The organism is Oceanobacillus sp. GQ8 (assembly GCF_059758495.1).
The window spans coordinates 908961-930090 of the sequence record NZ_JCAXEV010000001.1 but is presented as its reverse complement, the minus strand read 5'-3'; the positions used below and the strand labels follow the sequence as shown (position 1 = coordinate 930090).

The window sequence follows — 21130 nt, the reverse complement described above, 5'->3', positions numbered from 1 at the left end:
GTTACCATTTCCCAGATAATCATAGCATCGTTATACTCATTTTACTCTCATCTCACTATATCCTGATTAAACACGCTATACCATGCTTAATCCATTTTGACGTTCGAATCGATTCCTATTAGTCTTATAAAGTACGTGTTTTTACATAAAAAACAGGAGGTGAGAGCATTTATAATCAGAAGGTAAATTCGGCAGCGAGTCCTGCTGAGATAGAAACAAATGTAACATTTCGTAATCCTGTAAAGAAAGATGGCGCAGCTGTTTGGGAACTCATTAAACATACTGGGGTATTGGATTTAAATTCCTCTTATAGCTATTTAATGTGGTGCGATATTTTCTCCGATACATCGGTTGTGGCGATAAATGGTGGAAAAATATGTGGCTTCATTTCTGGATATCTACATCCAAAAAAAGCTGATACGTTATTCATTTGGCAGGTGGCGGTTCATGACTCAGGTAGAGGAAAAGGCTTGGCTACCAGCATGTTGAGGAGTTTATTGAAGCGTACTGTATGTGATGAGGTACGATACATTGAGGCAACAGTCTCTCCATCGAATATAGCATCTACTAATCTATTTAAGGGTCTTGCTCGGGATTTGGATACGAACTGTATTATTACAGACTATTTTTCCTCTAAGGATTTCCCACAGGATGGCCATGAAGATGAGTTATTGTTTAAAATCGGTCCAACCAAAAAATGATAAAGGATGATTTCATGACTACTGCAGTGATACAAGATACGAAAATGAAAACGTTTGAAGAAATGGAATCGGCAGTTCGAAGCTATAGCAGGGGCTGGCCAACTATTTTTGACAAAGCGAAAGGATATAAGCTTTGGGATACAGACGGTAAAGAGTATATTGACTTTTTTGCTGGTGCTGGAACATTAAATTACGGTCATAATGATCAAGCAATGCAGGATAAAATCATTGAATATATACAGAATGACGGGATCATTCATAGCCTCGATATGGGGACGACTCCTAGAAAAAACTTCCTTGAACGCTTCAATGAAGTGATTTTAAAACCTCGTAATCTCGATTATAAAATCATGTTTCCTGGACCCACAGGGACAAATACCGTGGAAAGTGCATTGAAAATTGCTCGTAAGGTAACAGGAAGAGATTCGGTTATCAGCTTTACAAACGCGTTTCACGGGATGACGATTGGCTCCCTTTCGGTTACTGCGAACTCCTTTAAGCGACATGGTGCAGGTGTACCATTACATCATACGGTATCTATGCCTTTTGATGATTATGTCGAGGATCAAGACTCTATTGCATATTTGGAAAGATTTTTAGAGGATAGTGGAAGTGGTGTAGCCCTACCAGCTGCCATTATATTAGAAACCGTACAGGGCGAAGGTGGTATAAATGCTGCTAGAATGAACTGGCTAAAAAAAGTGGAAGCACTTTGTAAGCGGTGGGATATCTTGTTGATTATTGATGACGTACAGGCTGGAAACGGAAGAACGGGCACCTATTTCAGCTTTGAGCCCGCAGGCATTAAGCCGGATGTGGTTTGTCTATCTAAGTCAATCGGTGGTATTGGTTTGCCAATGGCTATAACTCTGATTAAACCAGAGTATGACCAATGGGGGCCTGGTGAGCATAATGGTACCTTCCGTGGAAACAACCTGGCATTTATCGCAGCTACGGAAGCATTGAAAAATTGGGAAAGCGTAGAATTCAGTGAAGCAGTGCAGGAAAAAGCAAATTTCTTGCGAGAAACAGTACAGAAGCTAATTGAAAAATATCCCCAGCTAAAAGGGGAAGCAAGAGGCAGAGGCCTTATGCAGGGAATCGCCATTGAAGAGGAAGGGCTTGCTGGCAAAATCTGTGCGGAAGCCTTCCAGCGTGGGCTAATCGTGGAAACTTCCGGACCAAATGATGAAGTTGTAAAGTTTCTCCCACCGTTAGTTATTGATAAGGAAGGTCTTGAGAAAGGCTTGTCTATATTAGAAGAAAGCATAATCCAAGTAACCGCATAACAGAGAGACGATAGAAAGGGGAATAATAATGATTGTAAAATCACTTGAAGATATTATCGGTACAGAGGACGAAACATCTGGTGATAACTGGACGAGTCGCAGATTTTTGATGAAGAAGGATAATTGTGGATTCAGTATGAATGATACAATAATTAAGGCTGGTACAGATAACTACTTCTGGTATAAGAACCATATTGAAGCAGTTTACTGTATTGAAGGAGAAGGCGAGATTGAAGAGGTGGAGAACGGAAAGGTACATCCACTAAAGCCGGGGACGATGTATATTCTAGATGAAAATGATAAACATCATTTACGAGCAAAAACGCAAATGCGCATGGTCTGTGTGTTCAATCCACCTCTAGTGGGAACGGAAACACATAATGAAGAAGGGTATTATCCATTGCTGACAGAATAGGCTTTGTTTACAGGGAAAGCACCTGGCCAATTTGGCTAGGTGCTTTTAATCATCTTAAATAACTGGAACTCATACTCATAGTAAGGATCCATACGAGCCCCATCCCATAATTCGGAGTATAGTTTAATATAACATATCTCTCGCTATCATACTATTCACGCATAAAAAACCAAGCTAAACCAACGGTCTAATCACCACTTCATTTACATCAACATCAGTTGGCTGCTCAAGTGCATAAGCGATCGATCGAGCGATTGCTGCTGCCGGTAAAGCAATACGCCGGTATTCTTTCATAAAATCTATTGTCTCTTTGTGTGTAATGCTATCAGCAAGCTCTGATTCCGTTACACCAGGCGATATAAGCGTCGTCCGAATATTTTGTCCCGCAGTCTCTTGTCGTAACCCGTCCGTAATAGCACGTACTGCGTATTTTGTTGCGGAGTAAACTGTGGCTGTAGGAGATACTTCATAGGCACCGATGGAGGCAACGTTAACGAACTGTCCAAAACCTTGCTCCTTCATAACCGGAAGTCCTGCAGCAATACCATGAAGAACGCCCCGGATATTAACGTCAATCATTCTATTCCATTCTTCGATCTTTAAAGCTTCTAATGGAGAGAGAGGCATTACCCCGGCATTGTTTACAATTGCATCTACCTGTCCGTAACGGCTCTGGGCCAATTTAATGATTTCCTGCATTTCTTCGAGTACTGTAACGTCAAGTCTTTGTACTGTTACAGAACCTCCATCTTGTTGAATTTTGGATGCCAGGGCTTCCAGCCTTTCTACGCGTCTGGCCCCAATTACAATATTGGCAGATCTGCTAGCAAGTAGACGTGCTGTTTCTTCCCCGATTCCACTGCTGGCACCTGTAATAATAACTGTTCTTCCTTTTAGTGAAGACATTAAAATTCTCCCTCTCCTATTATTTTTCCAGATATAGAACCATTCCTGCGTGGTACAGGACACCATTGATAAAGTCACCGTCTGCTGTAAAGCCTGTGTCATCGATATATTCGATATGATTTCCTTCGATAGTATAACTTCCCTGGTAAGCGTCCTTGCGATCACCTCGGGACTCCTTATACCTTCCGTTTGTCAGTAGTTCATGCCGGATATGGCCATCTTTGGTGACCCACATGCCGACATACGGAGGTGATACTTGCTCGGTGTTCATTTTCCCTTTCCCCTTTCATTTTCGAGTAGTGGTATGCATCTGGATCTTAATTAGCTTGCATTAATAAATGCCAATAAAGAACTAGTAACTGAATCGAAATTAATGTTCACCTCCAATTGGCATTTATGATCACAGCTTTATTATGAATTAATTTCTAATCAGGGCGGTAGCTGGAAATTACACGATTCTTGCCTAATCCTCTAACTATAGTATAGTAAGGGTAAAAGGAGGAGGACTTGTGAAACGAAATGAAGAATTAATTGAGACAATTGATAAAAGTATACAAGTCGATGGTACTCGGGAGACAGCTATTCCTGGTTTGCGCTTTATTCGCATCTCTCAGATTTCTGAACCGGTATATTCTGTTTACGAGCCTTCTCTATGTATAGTGGCACAAGGATCAAAAGTAGTCATGCTTGGAAACAAGAGTTTTCAATACGATCCAACTAGCTATTTGACGGCTTCTGTCCACTTGCCAATCACTGGTCAAGTCGTAGAGGCTTCTCCGGAAGCTCCCTATTTAAGTTTGCAGTTACAACTTGATATGATTCAGATTCTTGATATCCTTAAATCGTCGCAACAAACGGGGAGCCTCAGGTGTGATTCAAGACGCGGTCTGGTAATTAGCCGGATGAATGAATCGCTTCTCGACGCCGTTTTTCGGCTCGTCCGACTTTTGGACAACCCAGAAGATATTCCAGTGCTTTATGCCGGTCTCTATCGTGAGATCCTTTACCGAATTTTGCAGGGTGAACAGAACAATACCTTGAAGCATTTTGCGCTTATTGGCAGTCAAGCTCAGCGGATTGCAAAGGTGGTTGAGAGGCTAAATCGCAATTTCCATCAGCCTATTCGAGTTGAAGAGCTGGCGCAAGAAGTACGAATGAGCTCATCTTCCTTTTATAGTTATTTTAAAGAAGTCACAGGCATGAGCCCGATTCAGTACCAGAAACAGCTTCGTCTTCAGGAAGCTCGCAGGATATTACTTGCGGAAGAACTAAATGTGGCAGAGGTTTCGTTCCAAGTCGGATACGAAAGTCCCTCACATTTTAGTCGAGAATATACCCGCAAATTCGGTTTACCACCGGGGAAAGACATTCGCCGTCTACGTGAAACTTTATAAGAAATTATTTCATTCTATATTTCCTTTGTAACGAGCACCTTAGAATTATATGGGTAGTGATAATTGAGGGCTATCTAAAGTCTGGGACACGCTATAATTGTTTTTTAAGTCCTCTTATTCAAAACGAGATGGCTTTTAATGATTACTGCCTATGCTCTATGTCCACCAATTTTCTTACTCCGACCAATGGTGATACCTGCGTTTGTATAGCTGCTGGCACGGAGGATGGCAGTCGTGCCAAATTTGTCGCGAATGGCATCCATGGCATAGCCAATATCATTTTTCTTAGAACGATCTTCAAACAGATTCAGCTGGGTTTCCCCTTTGGCAAATAAATTCCCTAATGTGACGTAGACGTGGCGAATATTGCTTTTTCCATCATAAAATTTGCGGAAAAGTTGGAGACAGACGCTATAAACATCCATCGTTACATTTGTCGGAATACTGACAGATTGTGACCTGGAAAAGCCGCCGCCTGTTTCTTTTGAATAAGAGATCCCAAGATGAATAGTTCTCCCAGCTTGGTCAGCTGTGCGGGCACGGCGGCATACCTCTTCACATAAATCCAGGATGCAAATAGGGGCCTCTTCTGCCGAATAATCCCTTAAGAGGGAAATACCATGGCCAAAGCCTTTTTGTTCCGTTTTCGTAAAGTTGCCAAACACCGGGCTAAGATCTATACCCCATGCATGCCAGTATAACTGCTCTCCCATCACACCAAATCGTTTCTTCAGCTGGTCAAGACTGAAACGGGCAATTTGGCCAAGCGTGACAATTCCCATACGATTTAAATTACGCTTCATTCTGCCGCCAATTCCCCAGATTTTTTCCACAGGGAATGGCCAAAGCTTCTCTTCTACATCTTCATAGCGACACTCGGCAATGCCAACTTTTTTTGCATGCAAATCCATCACCACTTTTGCGAGGAATTTATTATCCCCAATCCCAATAGAGCAAGTGATGCCAAAGTTTTCTAAGATATCTTCTTTTATTTTTTCGGCGATTTCCCAACGTGTGCCAAATAATTTTTCCATTCCATTAACCGTTACCCAAACTTCGTCAACAGAATACTGATGGATGGCTTCTTTTGGTACGTACTGATATAGTAGCTTCGTAATCTCTGATGATACGTATAAATAGTCTGCCATATGAGCCTGTACGATGTACAACTCGGGGTCATGTTTCGGTAGCTCGAAGAAACGGCTAACATTGCTGATCCCATATTTTTGCTTTAGTGCCGGCGATGCGGCCAGGACAATACTTCCCGGTCGATCGGGATCCCCGACAACGGCCAGCAGTGCAGACATAGGATCTAGGTTCATTTTTACTGCCTCCACGCTTGCATAGAAGGAGCGCATATCAATACAGAGCACATCATTGCGAGCATATTTGGAGTAGTCCATTTCTTTCACCTCTCACAGAACATTTGTTCTGATAGTATATGCCAATCGACCTAGTTTTAGCAATGGTAATTTATGAAAGCTTCGATTTGTACACCTAACATTTGATAGGGAGTAGGAAAACTTACTTATTCGCCAGCTTTGAAAACAGGAAAAAAGATAACGCAATTTATGTTATATTTGAAATAAACATATTTCTAAGGGGAGGTATTATGAAGCCCAAACCAATCTATGTGGAATTACCAATACATACAGACATGGAATCCTTATGGGAGGCAACCCAGCGCCCTGACCTGCATGAAAAATGGGATCTGCGATTTTCCTCCATTACATATTTACCAAAAAAGGAAGGCGAGCCCCAGCAGTTTTCGTATCAAACAAAAATTGGATTTGGAGTACGTATTAAAGGCTGGGGCGAAAGTGTGGGCAGCTATCAAGCAAAGGACGATGCAAGAACGTCTTCACTGCATTTTGGCACGGATCAGAAAATCTCTCTTATTCGAGAAGGAAGAGGGTATTGGAAGTACAAGCCAGAAAGTGATAACACCGTCACCTTCCTTACCCAATATAATTATGAAACACGCTTTGGCAAGCTTGGAAGTCTCTTTGATATGCTATTATTTCGCCCGTTAATCGGCTGGGCCACTGCGCTTAGTTTTGATGTTGTAAAGCGATGGCTAGAAAAAGGGGAACAACCATGGGCACAGTATACACGGTTTTTTACCCAATGGATCACTGCTATTTTCTTCGCTTTTGTCTGGATTTATCATGGTTTAGTGCCAAAGGTCATAAACCAGCATCCGGCAGAACTGTCCATGCTACAACAGGTTTTTCCTGTAGATGACCAAACAGCGATCATGCTAGTGATAATAATTGGGACACTGGAAGTACTATTCGGGCTAGGCTGGCTATTCTATCGGAAGAAACGTCAGCTGTACAGACTGCAGTTTATCGCTTTTCCACTCCTGACAGTAGGAGCAATTTTTGCTGCACCAGAGCAGCTCACCGCGCCATTCAATGCCCTCACCTTTAACGTGGCATTGCTTGTTTTAACCTGGGTCGGCTGTATGGCAAGTCGAGGGGTGCCAACTGCAAAAAACTGTAAAAGAAAGCAAGGAGATTAACATGACCACCTCGATTTACGAACAAATATTAGGCCAAGCGTTTTACCAATTACACCCAAAACTACAACAACGCTATACATTTTTACAAGACCGTCCATTTGAAGCAAGGGGTGTCATGAAACGAATAAAAGGTGTGCCAAAAGGCTTACTGCCGCTTGGCTGGATTGGTGTAAAAAGAAAATTACTTTTTCCAGAGAGAGGAGAAGGGGTTCCTTTTACGTTAAAAAACACACCAGGCATCGGAAGAGGTGGGGAGGCACAAGTACACTGGGAGCGTATTTTTTACTTTGGTAAAAAACAACGCTATTTCAATGCCTTCATGCGTTTTAATGCAAAAGAGGCTATTATCGAGGATTATCTGGGAGAACCGCCCATTGTTTATTCGGATCTGGAACTGACTGTCGATCATGGAGCACTCACCATCACTTCCAAGCGACAGCGCTTGTTGCTTGGTCCAGTGGAGGTTCCATTGCCAAGCATCTTTCAAGGGAAAGCAACTGTTAAAGAAGCATACATAGAAGAAAAGGAGGCGTACACGATTAGCGTGCATGTGAAAAACCCGCTGATCGGAACCATTTTCGCCTATGAGGGAGCGTTCCACCATTATGACATTTAATAAAGTAGCAATAGGCATGATTGGGTTATTTTTAATCCTTACTTTATTCGGTAACGGGCCATGGTATTATTTATTGCTAAGTATTGCCCAATTAGTATTTGTACCACTAACTCTCCACTTGTTAGGAAAAGCAGAGCAAGGATTTTTTCGTATCCTACCGTATGCAGCTTTTCTCGGACTAACTGCTGTTTTCTTGCTTGAAATGACAAAGCGCACACCTTGGGATATCGTCCTTGCGCTTTTTTATCTAGCTTTTACGATACTTGTGGCTTGCTTTGGGGCAAAGCGACTATTACAGCGTGGGTTTGCCCGGTTTGAAGAATTTATGATTGATATAGGTTGCGTGTACCTTGCAATTGGAGGGGCTTGGTATTTCGCTAGTGTCGTACAGCTAGACACTGGTTTTTCTCCTATTTTAACATGGTTAACAGGCATCCATTTTCATTATGCTTCCTTCTTGTTACCGGTTTTTGCAGGGTTTTTAGGAAGGCTAAAGCAAAACCGTTTTTATAAAATGGCTGGTATAGCTATCTTATTAGCGCCCATTCTTGTAGCAGTTGGTATTTCGTATGCGGTTTTACTTGAGTTACTTGGTGTAATGCTTTATATGATAGGGATCTACAGCTTGATCATCTTAGCATGGGAAACTAGCTTTTCCCGCCCGATACAAGCATGGCTCATTCGGCTGTCCTTTTCTGCTTTGGGAATATCCATTTTGTTCTCCCTATGCTACGCCTTTGGTAACATGACAGGTGTGTTTTATGTAAGCATTGACTTTATGCTCAGGTTCCATGGTGTGATAAATGGGGTATTGTTTGCGATGGCCGGACTAATTGGTTGGATGATCAGTTGTCCTCAAGCGCATGCAGGTCATCGATCTTTTCCAGTCAGTTGGATAAGGGGAGAGCGGGTTATTGGAGAAAAAATGTTAGCTACTATACAAGCAGAGCATACATACAATGGGCTAGTTGATTCCATGCACATCTACGAGCCACAAATTGAAAGAGAGAGTCTATCAAATTCGGTGATTGATTTCTATGAAAACACCAATTATTACAGGCTTTTTTCGCAAGTGAAATGGCACGGATGGTTTAAGCCCTTTGCTTGGATCTATCAACATATTAGTAAGCGGATTGGACAGCTTAATCTTCCTTTCTCTGCTAAAGAAGTAGAGATGACGGGGAAGGTTATCGGGATTAGCGAAACAGTTGATGGACGAACAAAACCACGGGTCTGGCTGCGAAAGGTGAACGAGGAAACAGTATTTGTTGCGATTTATTCTTTTCATGAAGGGGAGGACAGAACCTACATGGATATTGCACTACCCCTTCCAGGCTCTACTATGATTGGCACCCTTGCATTGCAGAATAAGAACGGAAACCTGCAACTAACAAGTAAACAACAAGAAAACGCGCAACAAGCAGGGATCTATTTGGCTGTTGGCAGGCAGGTACTAACACTTCCTCTAGAGGAAACGTTTGTGGTAGGTGAAGAACAGGATGGGAGTTTGAGAGCGACACATAAGATGCGCATTTTCTCGATACCTTTTTTAACCATCAAATACCGGATTGTTCATAAGGATAAAGGATAAACATTTTATTTGTACGTTAGGAAATTATAAAATTTTAGCTAGAAAGCAATCACGACGTAGTTAAAATTTTGAAGTACCAAGTATAAGAAAAACGTACGCATTCGTTAATAGACGAGCGAATGCGAGTTTTTCTAATAACAAGGATTTCCTTCTTATTTTGTGGAAATACTAAATAGGGCCTGATCAATAAAATGTAAGAGGTGCTTACATGACGTTAAAAAGAAATGTCAGCCGTGTATGGATGCTCTTGCTCATCTTTTGCTTAGCTGCTTCAGTGCCCGAAGAAAAGAGAGTACATGCGATAGAGGAGCGGGGGACAATGAAACAGCGTTTGGATAACGAAATAGAAACAGAACTAATGTTGAATGGTGCTTTAGTTGGAATGAGTGTGCGGGATGCAAAATCTGGCGAGCTTCTATATGAAACCCATGGAGATACAAGGCTTCGTCCAGCATCCAATATGAAACTTTTAACTGCAGCTGCAGCCATAGAGGTTCTTGGAGAAGACTACACCTTTTCTACCGAAATAAAAACAGATGGAGCTAAAAAAGGAGCCAAGCTAGAAGGAAACCTATATCTTGTCGGAAAAGGGGATCCGACCTTGACACCAGAAGATTTTACCCGTTTTGCAGAGCAGCTTCAAGAACTGGGAGTGACGCATATTAAGGGAGATCTTATTGGAGATGATACTTGGTATGATAACGTACGCCTTTCCCCTGACTTAATTTGGAGTGACGAATCATTTCATTACGGAGCGCAAATCTCGGCGCTGACTGCCTCACCTGACGAGGACTATGATGCGGGAAGTGTTACGCTTCAGATAACACCAGGTGCAGAGCCAGGGGAGAAGCCTATCATAACTGTGTCACCTAACACAAACTATGTAACAATACATAATCGAGCTGATACAAGTCCAAGTCATGTGGAAGAGGAGCTAACGGTGGAGCGAGAACATGGGTCAAACGAAATCATGCTTACGGGCACCGTTCCAGCTGGGGCAGAAACGGTGAAAGAATATATGGCCGTATGGGATCCGACAAGCTATGCAATGGCCCTTTTTCAGGATGCACTTCAAGCAAAAGGGATCACATGGTCGGGAGAAGTGATGGTTGGCAAAGCGCCTAAAGAAAGTTCCTTGCTTTTTCAACACAGTTCTATACCATTAAAAGAATTGCTTGTACCGTTTATGAAGCTGAGCAACAATGTGCACGGGGAAGTGCTCATAAAGGAAATGGGAAAGTATGTACAAAAGGAAGGAAGCTGGGAAAAAGGCCTTGAGGTTATGCAGGAGGAGCTAGAAAAGCTTGGGTTAAATCGAAGTACGTTATTGATTAGAGATGGTTCGGGTATTTCCCATGTCAATCTCATTCCAGCTAATGAACTTAGTAAACTACTTTTTATCGTACAGGATAAGCCATGGTTTCCTGCCTTCAAGAAGGCACTCCCAGTAGCAGGAGAGACAGGCAAGATGGTTGGTGGAACACTAAGGAATCGCTTGGGAGACGTCCAGGTTGAAGCTAAAACAGGAACAATCTTTGGAGTAACTACACTATCTGGTTATTTACAGACCCTGTCAGGAGAGAATTATATTTTTTCTATTATGATTAATAATGTGCTTGATGAAGAAGCTGCCAAAGACGTGGAAGATAGGCTTGTTCGTATTTTAGCGGAAAGACCTTAGCCTCGCTTTTACTAGGATAATTTAATTTATTGACAGTTCTAACATTTTGTTCTAATCTAGAAAGTATCAACTAAATAAGGATGTTTCTTATCCAGAGAGGTGGAGGGATATGGCCCTTTGAAGCCTCGGCAACAGGTCTGTTTAGTCAGATACTGTGCCAATTCCACCAAGCAATTGCTTGGAAGATAAGAGGAGGAAGTTCTATTTGAATTCAAACTCTTTTCTTCGGGAAAGAGTTTTTTTGTTTTCAATTTGGAGAATAGGAGTGGGGAAGATGAGATATGGATTTTGGTTACCGATTTTTGGAGGTTGGCTACGTAATGTAGAAGATGAGAAAATGCCACCTACTTTTGATTATGCAAAGCAAGCTATTCAGTCAGCAGAAAAATGGGGCTATGACACGACGTTAATTGCTGAACTCTATTTAAACGATATTAAAGGGACAAAAGAAGATTCAATTGAAGCATGGTCAACTGCTGCAGCGCTAGCTGCTGTAACCGAAAAAATAGAGATTATGACGGCCGTTCGTCCTGTCTTTCACAATCCCGCTGTTACAGCCAAAATGGCGGCCAACATTGATCATATTAGCAATGGACGTTTCACATTAAATGTCGTATCCGGCTGGTGGGCAGAGGAAGCGAAGCAATATGGAGCAGAATTTACTGAGCATGATGCCCGTTATGAGCGAACAGAAGAGTTTCTTGAGGTATTAAAAGGTTTGTGGACGGAAGAGTCATTCTCCTACAACGGAAAATTTTATCAAATTGAAAATACAAAGCTTTCACCAAAACCTGTACAACGACCAAACCCGGTGTTGTATGCTGGCGGTGAAAGTGACAAAGGAAAAGAGGTTATTTCCACCTATTGTGATGCCTATGTTATGCATGGCCATACAGTAGAGGAAGCGAGACAAAAAATAAACGATATGAAAGAACGGAGAAGGCATGCAGGGAAGGAGCCGTTACAGTCGTTTGGTATGGCTGCCTATGTTATTTGCCGTGAAACAGAGGAAGAGGCACTACAAGAGCTAGAAAGAATTACAACCGTAAAAGAATCCGATGGGTACGCTGGTTTTCAGGACTTTACGACAATGTCACAACTAGAACAGCAGGTGAAACTGCAGGATTATTCCGTATCGAACAGGGGCCTACGTCCAAATCTTGTGGGAACACCGAAACAAATAGCCGAGCAAATTATAGCATATGAAGAGGCTGGAGTGGATCTATTATTGCTTCAATGCTCTCCGCAATTGGAGGAGCTAGAAAACTTCGCCAAAAATGTTATGCCAAAGGTCGATGAATTGAAAAAAGCATTACTAAATAATGGATAGGAGATGTCAGCATGACGAAATTATATATCATTCATGAAAATGAAGAATGGACGACACATTTATTTAAGCGATTGGATGAATTAGCGATTCCTTATGAGGATTGGCTTCTAACGAGCGGGAAGGTTGATTTGACTGCCGTCCCGCCAGAGGGGGTTTTTTATAATCGAATGAGTGCATCATCCCACACAAGGGGGAACCGTTTTTCTCCAGAGCTGACAAGTGCCGTGTTATCCTGGCTTGAACATCACGGCAGAACGGTCGTGAATGGGAGCAGGGCGCTTGATCTAGAGCTCAGCAAGGTGAAGCAATATTTGGAACTGGAAAAATACGGAGTCCGTACACCAAAGACAACGGCTGCTGTTGGGAAAGAAGAATTGATTGAAGTAGCCGAAAGCTTTGCAGGGAAACCTTTTATTACAAAACATAATCGAGCAGGGAAGGGACTTGGTGTCCAATTGTTTCATTCAGTTAAAGCCTTGCAGGAATATGTAGAAGGTGGGGATTTCGAAGAGCCTGTCGATGGTGTCACCTTAATACAGGAATATATTCAGTCACCAGAATCCTATATTACGAGGTGTGAGTTTGTCGGCGGGGAATTTGTTTATGCAGTAAGAGTAGATACATCAGAAGGATTTGAACTTTGCCCGGCAGATGCATGTACTATTGAGGATTTATTCTGTCCTGCTGAAGAACAAGAAGCCCCTGCGAAATTCCAAGTTAGGAAAGGCTTTGACCACCCAATATTAGAAAAATATAAACAAGTGCTTAAAGGGAATGATATCCAAATTGCTGGGATTGAATTTATTGAAGATGAGGGCGGTAACATTTATACGTATGACATTAATACAAATACAAATTATAATTCTGAAGCCGAAACCGAATATGGCACCTATGGCATGCTGGAGGTAGCGAAGTATTTAGGGGAAAAACTTAACTCCCACTATCCTACCATCCTATCTTAATTCAAGTTAGACACTCCCACTTTTACCCAAAAAGGTGGGAGTATTTTAATTTTTAGCTTTATTCTTTGAACAGGGAGTGGCCACGACCAATAAATCCGCAATCATGGCAGATAGAGCCAAGCTCGAGTGCGATAAGACAGCAATCATGGTAGATAGAGCCAAACTTAAGGCCGATAAGATAGCAATCATAGCAGATAAATCGCCCTCTTTCCCTTATGAATTGACTACAAACATATTAACGAACACTCCTACTCCTGCGTAAATTTTGTGGAACAATGGCCTAGCTATCTGCATACCATCTAAAAGGGGCGGATATTCGCCTATTGTCAAACTAAAAAGGATGTGAGTGGATTGTTTTATCACGTAAAGGATTTACAGTATCATGCCAAGCCTGATCGTCCAGATCCTGTTTTTGCTAAGAAGTTACAAGAAGTTCTAGGCGGCCAATACGGTGAAATATCGGTTATGATGCAATACTTATTCCAAGGGTGGAACGTAAGAGGAAATGGGAAATACAAGGATCTATTAATGGATATCGGAACAGAGGAAATTGCCCATGTGGAAATGCTAGCCACGTTAATTGCGCGTCTACTGGATAACGCTCCAGATCTAGAATTAGATGATGCTGTGGATGATCCAGTTGTAGCTGCTATATTGGGCGGTTCTAATCCACAGCATGCCATTGTTTCAGGTTTAGGGGCAATGCCTGTAGATAGTGTGGGTAATCGCTGGACAGCTAGTTATATTGGAGCAAGTGGTAACTTAATTGCAGATTTCCGAGCTAATTTAATGGCAGAGTCAATGGGAAGACTTCAGGTTGCTCGCTTATATGAGATGACGAATGATAGTGGCGTTAGAAATACATTATCTTGGCTTATAGCACGAGATACGGCACACCAAAATCAGTGGTATGCTGCAATTAAAGAGCTTGAAGAAAAAGAAAACATAGTCGTCCCGAGTACTTTCCCTCGAGAACTAGAGGTACAGCAGGTTGCCTATACATTATTTAATTTTTCCCAAGGAGATGCAAGTGCTGAAGGTAGATGGGCACATGGCCCAAGTATGGATGGCTGTGGTACATTTAATTATGTTGATAGACCTGTTGCATTTGCTCCAGCGCCACACCTCCCACCCGCTCCTCCTTATATTTTTAATACACCAGCATGGGCAATGCGCAAGTCAGATGACCTGCCAGACCCTAATACAAAATAGAACTGTATTAAAAACTCTCTGTATATGGCAGAGAGTTTTTTTATGTTTTGTGCTGTGTTTGAGATAATTTTAAGGCGGGAAGAAACCATTAACTAAGCAAAATAAAGGGGTAGTATTCATGACACCAGGCCAAATTGGTTTTACATTATTATATCTTGCATTCTTTCTGCTCGTTGGTAAATGGATCCGGATGCGTGTGAAATGGCTGCAAAATTTATTTTTACCTTCATCTATTATAGGCGGTTTTCTAGCATTATTACTTGGTCCCGAAGTGTTAGGAAGAATTCTGGGAAACTTCACAGGAGAAAACTCTTTTTGGGTGAACGGCATCATGACGGAAGAAGTAATGGAAGTTTGGAGTGCCTTACCAGGATTAATGATAAATATCGTGTTTGCAACATTGTTTCTTGGTGCAACCATTCCCACTCTCTCAAAGGTCTGGAGTTACGGGGGACCACAGCTTGCTTTCGGTTGGACGATCGGTTGGGGGCAATATGTAATTGGTATTTTACTTACTATGTTGGTTTTAACTCCCTTCTTTGATATTCCTCCAATGGCGGGAGCGTTAATTGAAGTGGCGTTTGAAGGTGGACACGGAACTGCAGCTGGGATGGCTGGAACTTTTGGAGATCTCGGCTTTTCAGAGGCCTATGACCTTGCAATAGGTCTGGCGACAGTTGGGGTACTTTCTGGTGTGATTATTGGGATTATACTTATTAATTGGGCTGTACGAAAAAAGAAGACGAGGATCGTAAAAAATGTAGAGGATTTCTCGGAATTACGTAAAAAGGGAGTAATGGAATTTCAAAATAGAGAACCTGCTGCAAATATGACAGTCAGGCCAGAGTCTATCGAACCACTTTCTTTACATTTTGCTATGGTTGGGTTAGCTATACTAGTTGGTTGGCTAATTTTACAAGGTCTAATAGGATTAGAAAGTGTGACATGGGGCGCCGCTACAGATTCAGAATTCATGACATATATCCCGTTGTTCCCATTAGCGATGATTGGTGGAATCATCATTCAAGTTATCTTCAACAAATTTGACCAGACTGAGATCTTAGATCGTAGAATGGTTAATCGAATTCAGGGATTCTCTCTTGATATATTAATTCTAGCTGCAATTGGGACAGTGTCTCTTGATGTTATAGGGGAGTACCTAGTTCCATTTTTATTAATGGCAGGAGCTGGTATTGCTTGGAACGTACTCGGATTTATAATTTTAGCACCGAGAATTATACCTTCCTACTGGTTTGAGCGTGGGATTGGTGATTTTGGGCAGTCCATGGGAATTACAGCAACCGGCCTGCTTTTAATGCGTGTGGCAGATCCTGACGGGAAGTCACCTGCCTTTGAAGGGTTTGGCTATAAGCAACTTGTTTATGAACCATTCCTTGGTGGGGGTCTTGTGACTGCTTTGTCTGTACCCCTTATCTTTCAATTTGGGCCCATTCCATTTTTTATCGTATCATTAGTTATGTGCCTGCTTGGAGCGGTAGTAGGTTTATTCTATTTTGGTAAGAAATAAAAAGGAGAAATACAATTATGAACACACATCAACTCTTAATCTTATTAATAATTGGCTATATCGTTTACTCCATAGACAAAAAACAAAATTTTTTTCCAGTCCCGATCGTTCTCGTTTTATTAGGGATTGGCCTTTCCTTTATTCCTTTTTTCAGTAGTGTCACCATATCCAAGGAACTAATTTTTATGGTGTTCTTACCAGCACTACTATTTACGTCCGCTTACCGGTTCCCTATAAAAAACTTACGCAAAAATAAATGGGTTATTGGGAGCCTAGGAACAGTAGGTTTACTTTTAACGGTCGCCGTACTTGGTGTAACTATCTTTTTAATTGGTAATGTATTTATCTCGCTCTCGCTGACAGCCTCCTTACTTGTAGCGTCCATTTTAGCACCAACTGATCCCGTATCAGTGGTTTCGATTCTTAAAAATTCATCCAGTGATGAGCGGATTGCCGACATAGTGGAGGGAGAGTCCCTCATGAATGATGGGACAAGTATTGTCTTATTTACAGTGTTTTTGGAGATGTATCTTCATCATACTAGTTTTGCTATCGGATCATTTGTCTCTGAATTTCTTTTTGTAGCATTGGGTGGCGTCGCATTAGGTGCGATTTTTGGTTGGTTAATGAGCAAACTAGTGCATTTCACACATCATAGGGAATATCAAGTAATGCTAAGTATTATTGTGGCATATGGGAGCTTTTACATTGGAGAAGGAATTGGGGTTTCTGGAGTATTATCTACCGTTACAGCAGGGTTAATGCTATCTTATGAGTTTGGTAAAAATATTAAGGAAGCACATTTCAGAAGTTCTTTAAATGGATTTTGGGATATTGTTGAGCCAAGCGTTCTTGCTATTTTATTTCTAATGATCGGCGTACAATCGGCTGGCTATCTTCAATTTAGTGAATGGGGGCTTGCCTTACTCATTTTCATCGCTTCAGTGCTTGCTCGCTATGTAGTGCTACTTGCCACATTAAAAGGAATCCCGAAATGGAGAGAAAGTTTTTCTGTTAAGGATGCTACGTTAATAGCATGGACAGGAATCAAGGGAACCATGTCAGTAGCACTATTAATGGGATTAGAAGCAGAAAATAACGGAAGTAGCATGCTAATTTCCCTAACCTTTGCAGCAATTATGCTCTCTCTCGTTATCCAAAGCGTAGGGGTTTACCCACTTACAAAGAAATTAAGCAAGTAAAATCAGAAGTTCTAAAAAGCAGCTTTCTCGTAAAGTTGCTTTTTTTCTTTGTTTTTCTTAATAACAGATATATAGTATAATAGGCTAATCCCCATTCACACTCTCCTGATTACCATCCCAATAAATGAAAAAAGGTGATTTATTTTGAAGTTAATACTTACTGAAAAACCATCTGTTGCAAAAAATATAGCAGATGCACTTAAAGTGAAAACAAAGAAAGATGGCTACTTTGAAGGTGCCGACTACATCATTACCTGGGCGTTCGGCCATTTAGTAGAGCTCTACGATGCGAAAGATTATGATAGCAAAATGGCTCGTTGGAAAATGGACAACTTCCCCTTTATTCCTCCTCAATTAAAGTACAAAGTGAAAAGCAACCCTCGTAACAGAAGCCAAACTGACGGAGGTGCTGCTAAACAGCTCAAAACTATTCATAAACTGATGAAACGAAACGATGTTGAAGCCATAATTTCGGCTTGTGATTATGATCGGGAAGGTCAATTGATCGGTGATAGTATTATTTATAGAGGTAGTAAACCCAATAAAACCGTTTACCGTCTGCTTTTAAACGAGTGGACACCTGCAGAAGTTATTAAGGGATTAAAAGAAGTAAAGCAAAATGATTTGATGAAACCATTAAGAGATGCTGGGATTAGTAGACAATGGGCAGACTGGATGATCGGAATTAATCTCACCTCTGTGGCAACATTAAAGTATCAAAAAGGGAAAGGGAAGGCCCTTAATATAGGACGAGTTCTTTTGCCTACTTTAAAAATTATTTACGACCGTGATAAAGAAATAGAATCCTTTGTTGCTGAAGATTACTTTAGGCTGCATGCGACATTCTATACAAAAGACGGAAAAGAATACACAGGAACATATAAAAAAGGGAAACAGGAGAAGTTTAAGGAACGAAGTGCACTCGATGAATTCCAACGTGTTTTAGAAGGAAAAGAAGGAAGTGTAACAGATAAGCAAGTGGAAAAGAAAAAGGAATTCCCTCCTTTTTTATTTAATCTATCAAGCTTGCAAGGCTACATCACCAATAAGTTTAATGGATGGACATCGGATAAGGTGCTAAAGGTAGCGCAATCGTTGTATGAGAAAAAGTATATTACGTATCCACGAACCTCCAGTATTGCCTTAGAAGAAAGCCTTACAGGAAAAATGAAAAAAGTATTGGATAATCATATACAAGATCTTCCTTATAAGGATGAGGTAAAGTTCCAAAAGACAAAGCGTGTATTTAATAATGCAAAGGTGGAAAGTCATAGTGCTATCACACCTACATACCTGCTTCCTAAACGGCTGACCGCAGATGAGCGGGTTGTCTATATGGCAATAAAAAACCGCTTTATCATGCAGTTCATGCCAATTGCTGTGTATGAAGAGACGAAGCTTGTAACGACTGTTGCAGACGTAGAAGGCATGTTTCATACAAAAGGAAAAGTACAGCTGATTGAAGGCTGGAAAAAGGTGGAAAAGATAGTGTCCAAGGACACTTTATTGCCTACGGTCGAGCAGGGGGCTTCCGTTTCAGTGATAAAATCGGAAGTTACCAAGCATGTAACAAAGCCACCAAAACAGCATACAGAGCGGACATTGCTACGAGTGATGGAGACATGTGGCAAGCACTTAAAGGAAGAATCTGACGGTGAAGCAGATGTGGAGGCAGTTTTAGATGGTTTTAGTATTGGTACAGCAGCTACACGGGCTGAAACAATTAAAAAACTGAAAGATGTAGGGTATATAACAGCACAACAAAAAAATCTTACTTGTACAAAGCTAGGTAAGACCCTTGTAGAAACGTTCCCAGTAAAGCAACTGTTTGACCTAGAGTTTACAGGGCGCCTGGAAAAGTCACTGGCAGACATTCAAAAAGGGGACGGGAGTAAGCAAGAATTTCTTGAAGTAATTTCACAATTTACTACAAGCTCTGTTGATCAAATAAAGGCGGATGAAAGTGAGATTATAAATGAAATCACTCCTGCTAAGATTTCCAATGAACCACTAGGGAAATGCCCAGAATGTGGAGAAACTGTCACGGAAGTTTATATGGGTTTTGCCTGTAGTAAGTGGAAAAAAGACTGCAATTTTATCATTTGGAAAAATGACAAGTATTTAGCTGCAATGCGAAAAAAACCTACGAAAACATTAGTGAAAAATCTGTTGACTAAGAAGCAGGCTTTTGTAAAAGGACTCACTAGTAAAAAAGGAAAGAAATTCAACGCCTACCTAACCTATGAGAAAAATGCTGAAAAAGGCTATTACAGTTGGAAAATGGACTTTAAATAAGCCACTTATACATCAGATCCAAGAAACTAAAAAACAAGCAGGCGGTATGATACCACCTGCTTGTTTTATTCTACTTTAATTATTATTCTTCATTTGATAGTTTAAAAGTATCTAGCAATTTGAAGAATATCCCTAAAACTATTGCGACGATAGTTGCCAATCCCATCCCTTTTAAAGCAACTTCCCCAATTTGGATGGTAACACCACTAATTCCAATGACAAGCACAACACATGTAAGGATTAAATTGGTGGAACGGTTGTAATCTACCTTTGCTTCGACAAGCATCCGAATTCCGCTTGCTGCTATAATACCAAATAGTAGGAGTGATATTCCTCCCATTACAGCAGCAGGGATAGAAGATATTAGAGCTGCCAGCTTCCCGACAAAGGAAAGAACCACTGCAATAACGGCTGCAATACCAATGATCCATGTAGAATACACACGTGTTATCGCTAGTACTCCAATATTTTCTCCATACGTCGTATTTGGAGTAGAACCAAAAAAGCTGGAGATAATTGTAGAAATACCGTTCCCGGCTAATGAGCGGTCAAGGCCAGGGTCTTTTGCAAGATCCTTTTTCACTATGTTACCAGTTACAAATAAGTGCCCAATATGCTCTGGAATAAGAACAAGTGCTGCTGGAAGGATCACGACGATTGCAGACCAGTCAAATTTCATTTGATAAAAATCAGGTAGAGAAATCCAAGCTGCTTCCTTCACAGGTGTGAAATCAACTAAGCCAAAGAAGTAAGCAATAATGTAACCAGCGATAATTCCAATTAAAATAGGTATAATTTTTAAAAATCCCCTCAAGGTAACCCAGCAAACAATCGTAATAGCAAGGGTTAATAACGCAACGATTGCTACATCCGTATCCATCGCCCAGTTAGCTCCTGCATCGGCTGGGGCAATCCAACCTGCCATCTCGGCAGCTGTAGGTACAAGCTCAAGTCCAATAACTGCTACGATAGCACCCATTGCTGCTGGTGGAAAAATAACATCAATCCAACTGGTACCGACCATTTTTACTATAAAGGCTACAAGCGTTAACACAATCCCTACTGCCAGAAAACCACCGAGAACGTAACTATATCCCTCTCCTCCAGCATAATTACCTAATACCACTGCTACAGGTGAAAGGAAAGCAAAGCTTGATCCCAGATAGGCCGGAATCTTTCCTTGTGTTATAAATAAGTAAATTAATGTACCAATGCCGTTCATTAACAAAATGGTTGCAGGATTAATTCCAAACAGAACAGGAACGAGTACGGTGGATCCAAACATTGCAAATAAGTGCTGAAAACTAAGCGGTAAGCTCTTTAGTATTGGTAGGCGTTCATCCACCTTAATTTCACGATATGTTGCCATCTTTATTTCCCCCTTGAATTAACGGGTTACCTTGGAACCAAGAAAAAAACACCTTGCCTTAAGATGGGCAAGGTGTTGGCATCGAAAGAATAGAGCCACTGGGTAACCGTTCCCA

At 41.3% G+C, this 21130-nt stretch carries 19 protein-coding genes and 1 riboswitch; of the genes, 15 read left to right on the top strand and 4 right to left on the bottom strand.

What is annotated here, in order from left to right:
- Positions 1-272: 272 nt before the first annotated feature.
- From ectA to AC6CHS_RS04870, 3 genes are read left to right on the top strand one after another with little or no spacing between them, the layout of a single operon-like run.
- The gene (gene ectA, locus AC6CHS_RS04880; protein ID WP_498234568.1) at positions 273-701 is read left to right on the top strand and encodes a diaminobutyrate acetyltransferase; all 429 of its coding nucleotides are present in this window, start codon (positions 273-275) and stop codon (positions 699-701) included.
- 14 nt (positions 702-715) lie between these two features.
- Positions 716-1990, top strand: coding sequence for a diaminobutyrate--2-oxoglutarate transaminase (gene ectB / locus AC6CHS_RS04875; RefSeq protein ID WP_498234491.1), 1275 nt, complete (start codon positions 716-718; stop codon positions 1988-1990).
- Between the two features lie 28 nt (positions 1991-2018).
- Complete coding sequence (locus AC6CHS_RS04870) at positions 2019-2405, top strand: ectoine synthase (RefSeq protein ID WP_498234489.1); 387 nt, start codon at positions 2019-2021, stop codon at positions 2403-2405.
- Positions 2406-2579: 174 nt separating this feature from the next.
- Here the strand turns inward: AC6CHS_RS04870 and AC6CHS_RS04865 are convergent, their stop codons facing one another.
- Together AC6CHS_RS04865 and AC6CHS_RS04860 are read right to left on the bottom strand one after the other, a co-directional pair.
- A complete protein-coding gene (locus tag AC6CHS_RS04865; RefSeq protein WP_498234487.1) occupies positions 2580-3311 on the bottom strand; it encodes an SDR family oxidoreductase in 732 nt (243 codons plus the stop codon).
- Between the two features lie 19 nt (positions 3312-3330).
- Entirely contained in the window at positions 3331-3582 is a 252-nt protein-coding gene (locus AC6CHS_RS04860; RefSeq protein ID WP_238020787.1) for an Atu4866 domain-containing protein, read from the bottom strand.
- A 238-nt stretch (positions 3583-3820) separates the two neighbouring features.
- Here AC6CHS_RS04860 and AC6CHS_RS04855 point away from each other — a divergent pair, with 238 nt between their 5' ends.
- Positions 3821-4705, top strand: a complete 885-nt coding sequence (locus AC6CHS_RS04855) for an AraC family transcriptional regulator (RefSeq protein WP_498234485.1) — start codon at positions 3821-3823, stop codon at positions 4703-4705.
- Positions 4706-4854: 149 nt separating this feature from the next.
- Here AC6CHS_RS04855 and AC6CHS_RS04850 read toward each other — a convergent pair whose 3' ends face one another.
- Positions 4855-6108, bottom strand: coding sequence for a DNA polymerase IV (locus AC6CHS_RS04850; protein WP_498234483.1), 1254 nt, complete (start codon positions 6106-6108; stop codon positions 4855-4857).
- Positions 6109-6317: 209 nt separating this feature from the next.
- Here AC6CHS_RS04850 and AC6CHS_RS04845 point away from each other — a divergent pair, with 209 nt between their 5' ends.
- The 11 genes from AC6CHS_RS04845 (at position 6318) to AC6CHS_RS04795 (ending at position 19646) form a co-directional block, all read left to right on the top strand.
- Positions 6318-7229 carry a DoxX-like family protein gene (locus tag AC6CHS_RS04845; protein WP_498234482.1) on the top strand — a complete coding sequence of 304 codons (912 nt, stop codon included), beginning with the start codon at positions 6318-6320 and terminating at the stop codon, positions 7227-7229.
- A gap of 1 nt (position 7230) precedes the next feature.
- Positions 7231-7845, top strand: a complete 615-nt coding sequence (locus tag AC6CHS_RS04840; protein ID WP_498234480.1) for a DUF4166 domain-containing protein — start codon at positions 7231-7233, stop codon at positions 7843-7845.
- Positions 7835-9436, top strand: a complete 1602-nt coding sequence (locus AC6CHS_RS04835; protein WP_498234478.1) for a YndJ family protein — start codon at positions 7835-7837, stop codon at positions 9434-9436. The genes AC6CHS_RS04840 and AC6CHS_RS04835 overlap by 11 nt, the downstream gene beginning before the upstream one ends.
- A 208-nt stretch (positions 9437-9644) precedes the next feature.
- Positions 9645-11117, top strand: coding sequence for a D-alanyl-D-alanine carboxypeptidase/D-alanyl-D-alanine endopeptidase (dacB, locus tag AC6CHS_RS04830; protein WP_498234476.1), 1473 nt, complete (start codon positions 9645-9647; stop codon positions 11115-11117).
- 84 nt (positions 11118-11201) lie between these two features.
- Positions 11202-11309: riboswitch (SAM riboswitch) on the top strand.
- 82 nt (positions 11310-11391) lie between these two features.
- Positions 11392-12447: an LLM class flavin-dependent oxidoreductase gene (locus AC6CHS_RS04825; RefSeq protein ID WP_498234475.1), complete on the top strand. Its 1056-nt coding sequence runs from the start codon at positions 11392-11394 to the stop codon at positions 12445-12447.
- 11 nt (positions 12448-12458) lie between these two features.
- Positions 12459-13409, top strand: a complete 951-nt coding sequence (locus AC6CHS_RS04820; RefSeq protein ID WP_498234473.1) for an ATP-grasp domain-containing protein — start codon at positions 12459-12461, stop codon at positions 13407-13409.
- 103 nt (positions 13410-13512) lie between these two features.
- On the top strand, positions 13513-13671 hold the full coding sequence (locus tag AC6CHS_RS04815) for a hypothetical protein (protein ID WP_498234471.1): 159 nt from the start codon (positions 13513-13515) through the stop codon (positions 13669-13671).
- 89 nt (positions 13672-13760) lie between these two features.
- Entirely contained in the window at positions 13761-14621 is an 861-nt protein-coding gene (locus AC6CHS_RS04810) for a manganese catalase (protein ID WP_498234566.1), read from the top strand.
- A 118-nt stretch (positions 14622-14739) separates the two neighbouring features.
- Positions 14740-16149, top strand: a complete 1410-nt coding sequence (locus AC6CHS_RS04805; protein ID WP_498234470.1) for a sodium/glutamate symporter — start codon at positions 14740-14742, stop codon at positions 16147-16149.
- Positions 16150-16166: 17 nt separating this feature from the next.
- On the top strand, positions 16167-17351 hold the full coding sequence (locus AC6CHS_RS04800) for a cation:proton antiporter (protein WP_498234469.1): 1185 nt from the start codon (positions 16167-16169) through the stop codon (positions 17349-17351).
- 144 nt (positions 17352-17495) lie between these two features.
- Positions 17496-19646, top strand: a complete 2151-nt coding sequence (locus tag AC6CHS_RS04795) for a type IA DNA topoisomerase (protein ID WP_498234468.1) — start codon at positions 17496-17498, stop codon at positions 19644-19646.
- An 82-nt stretch (positions 19647-19728) separates the two neighbouring features.
- Here AC6CHS_RS04795 and uraA read toward each other — a convergent pair whose 3' ends face one another.
- On the bottom strand, positions 19729-21015 hold the full coding sequence (gene uraA / locus AC6CHS_RS04790; protein WP_498234467.1) for a uracil permease: 1287 nt from the start codon (positions 21013-21015) through the stop codon (positions 19729-19731).
- Between the last annotated feature and the right edge of the window lie 115 nt (positions 21016-21130).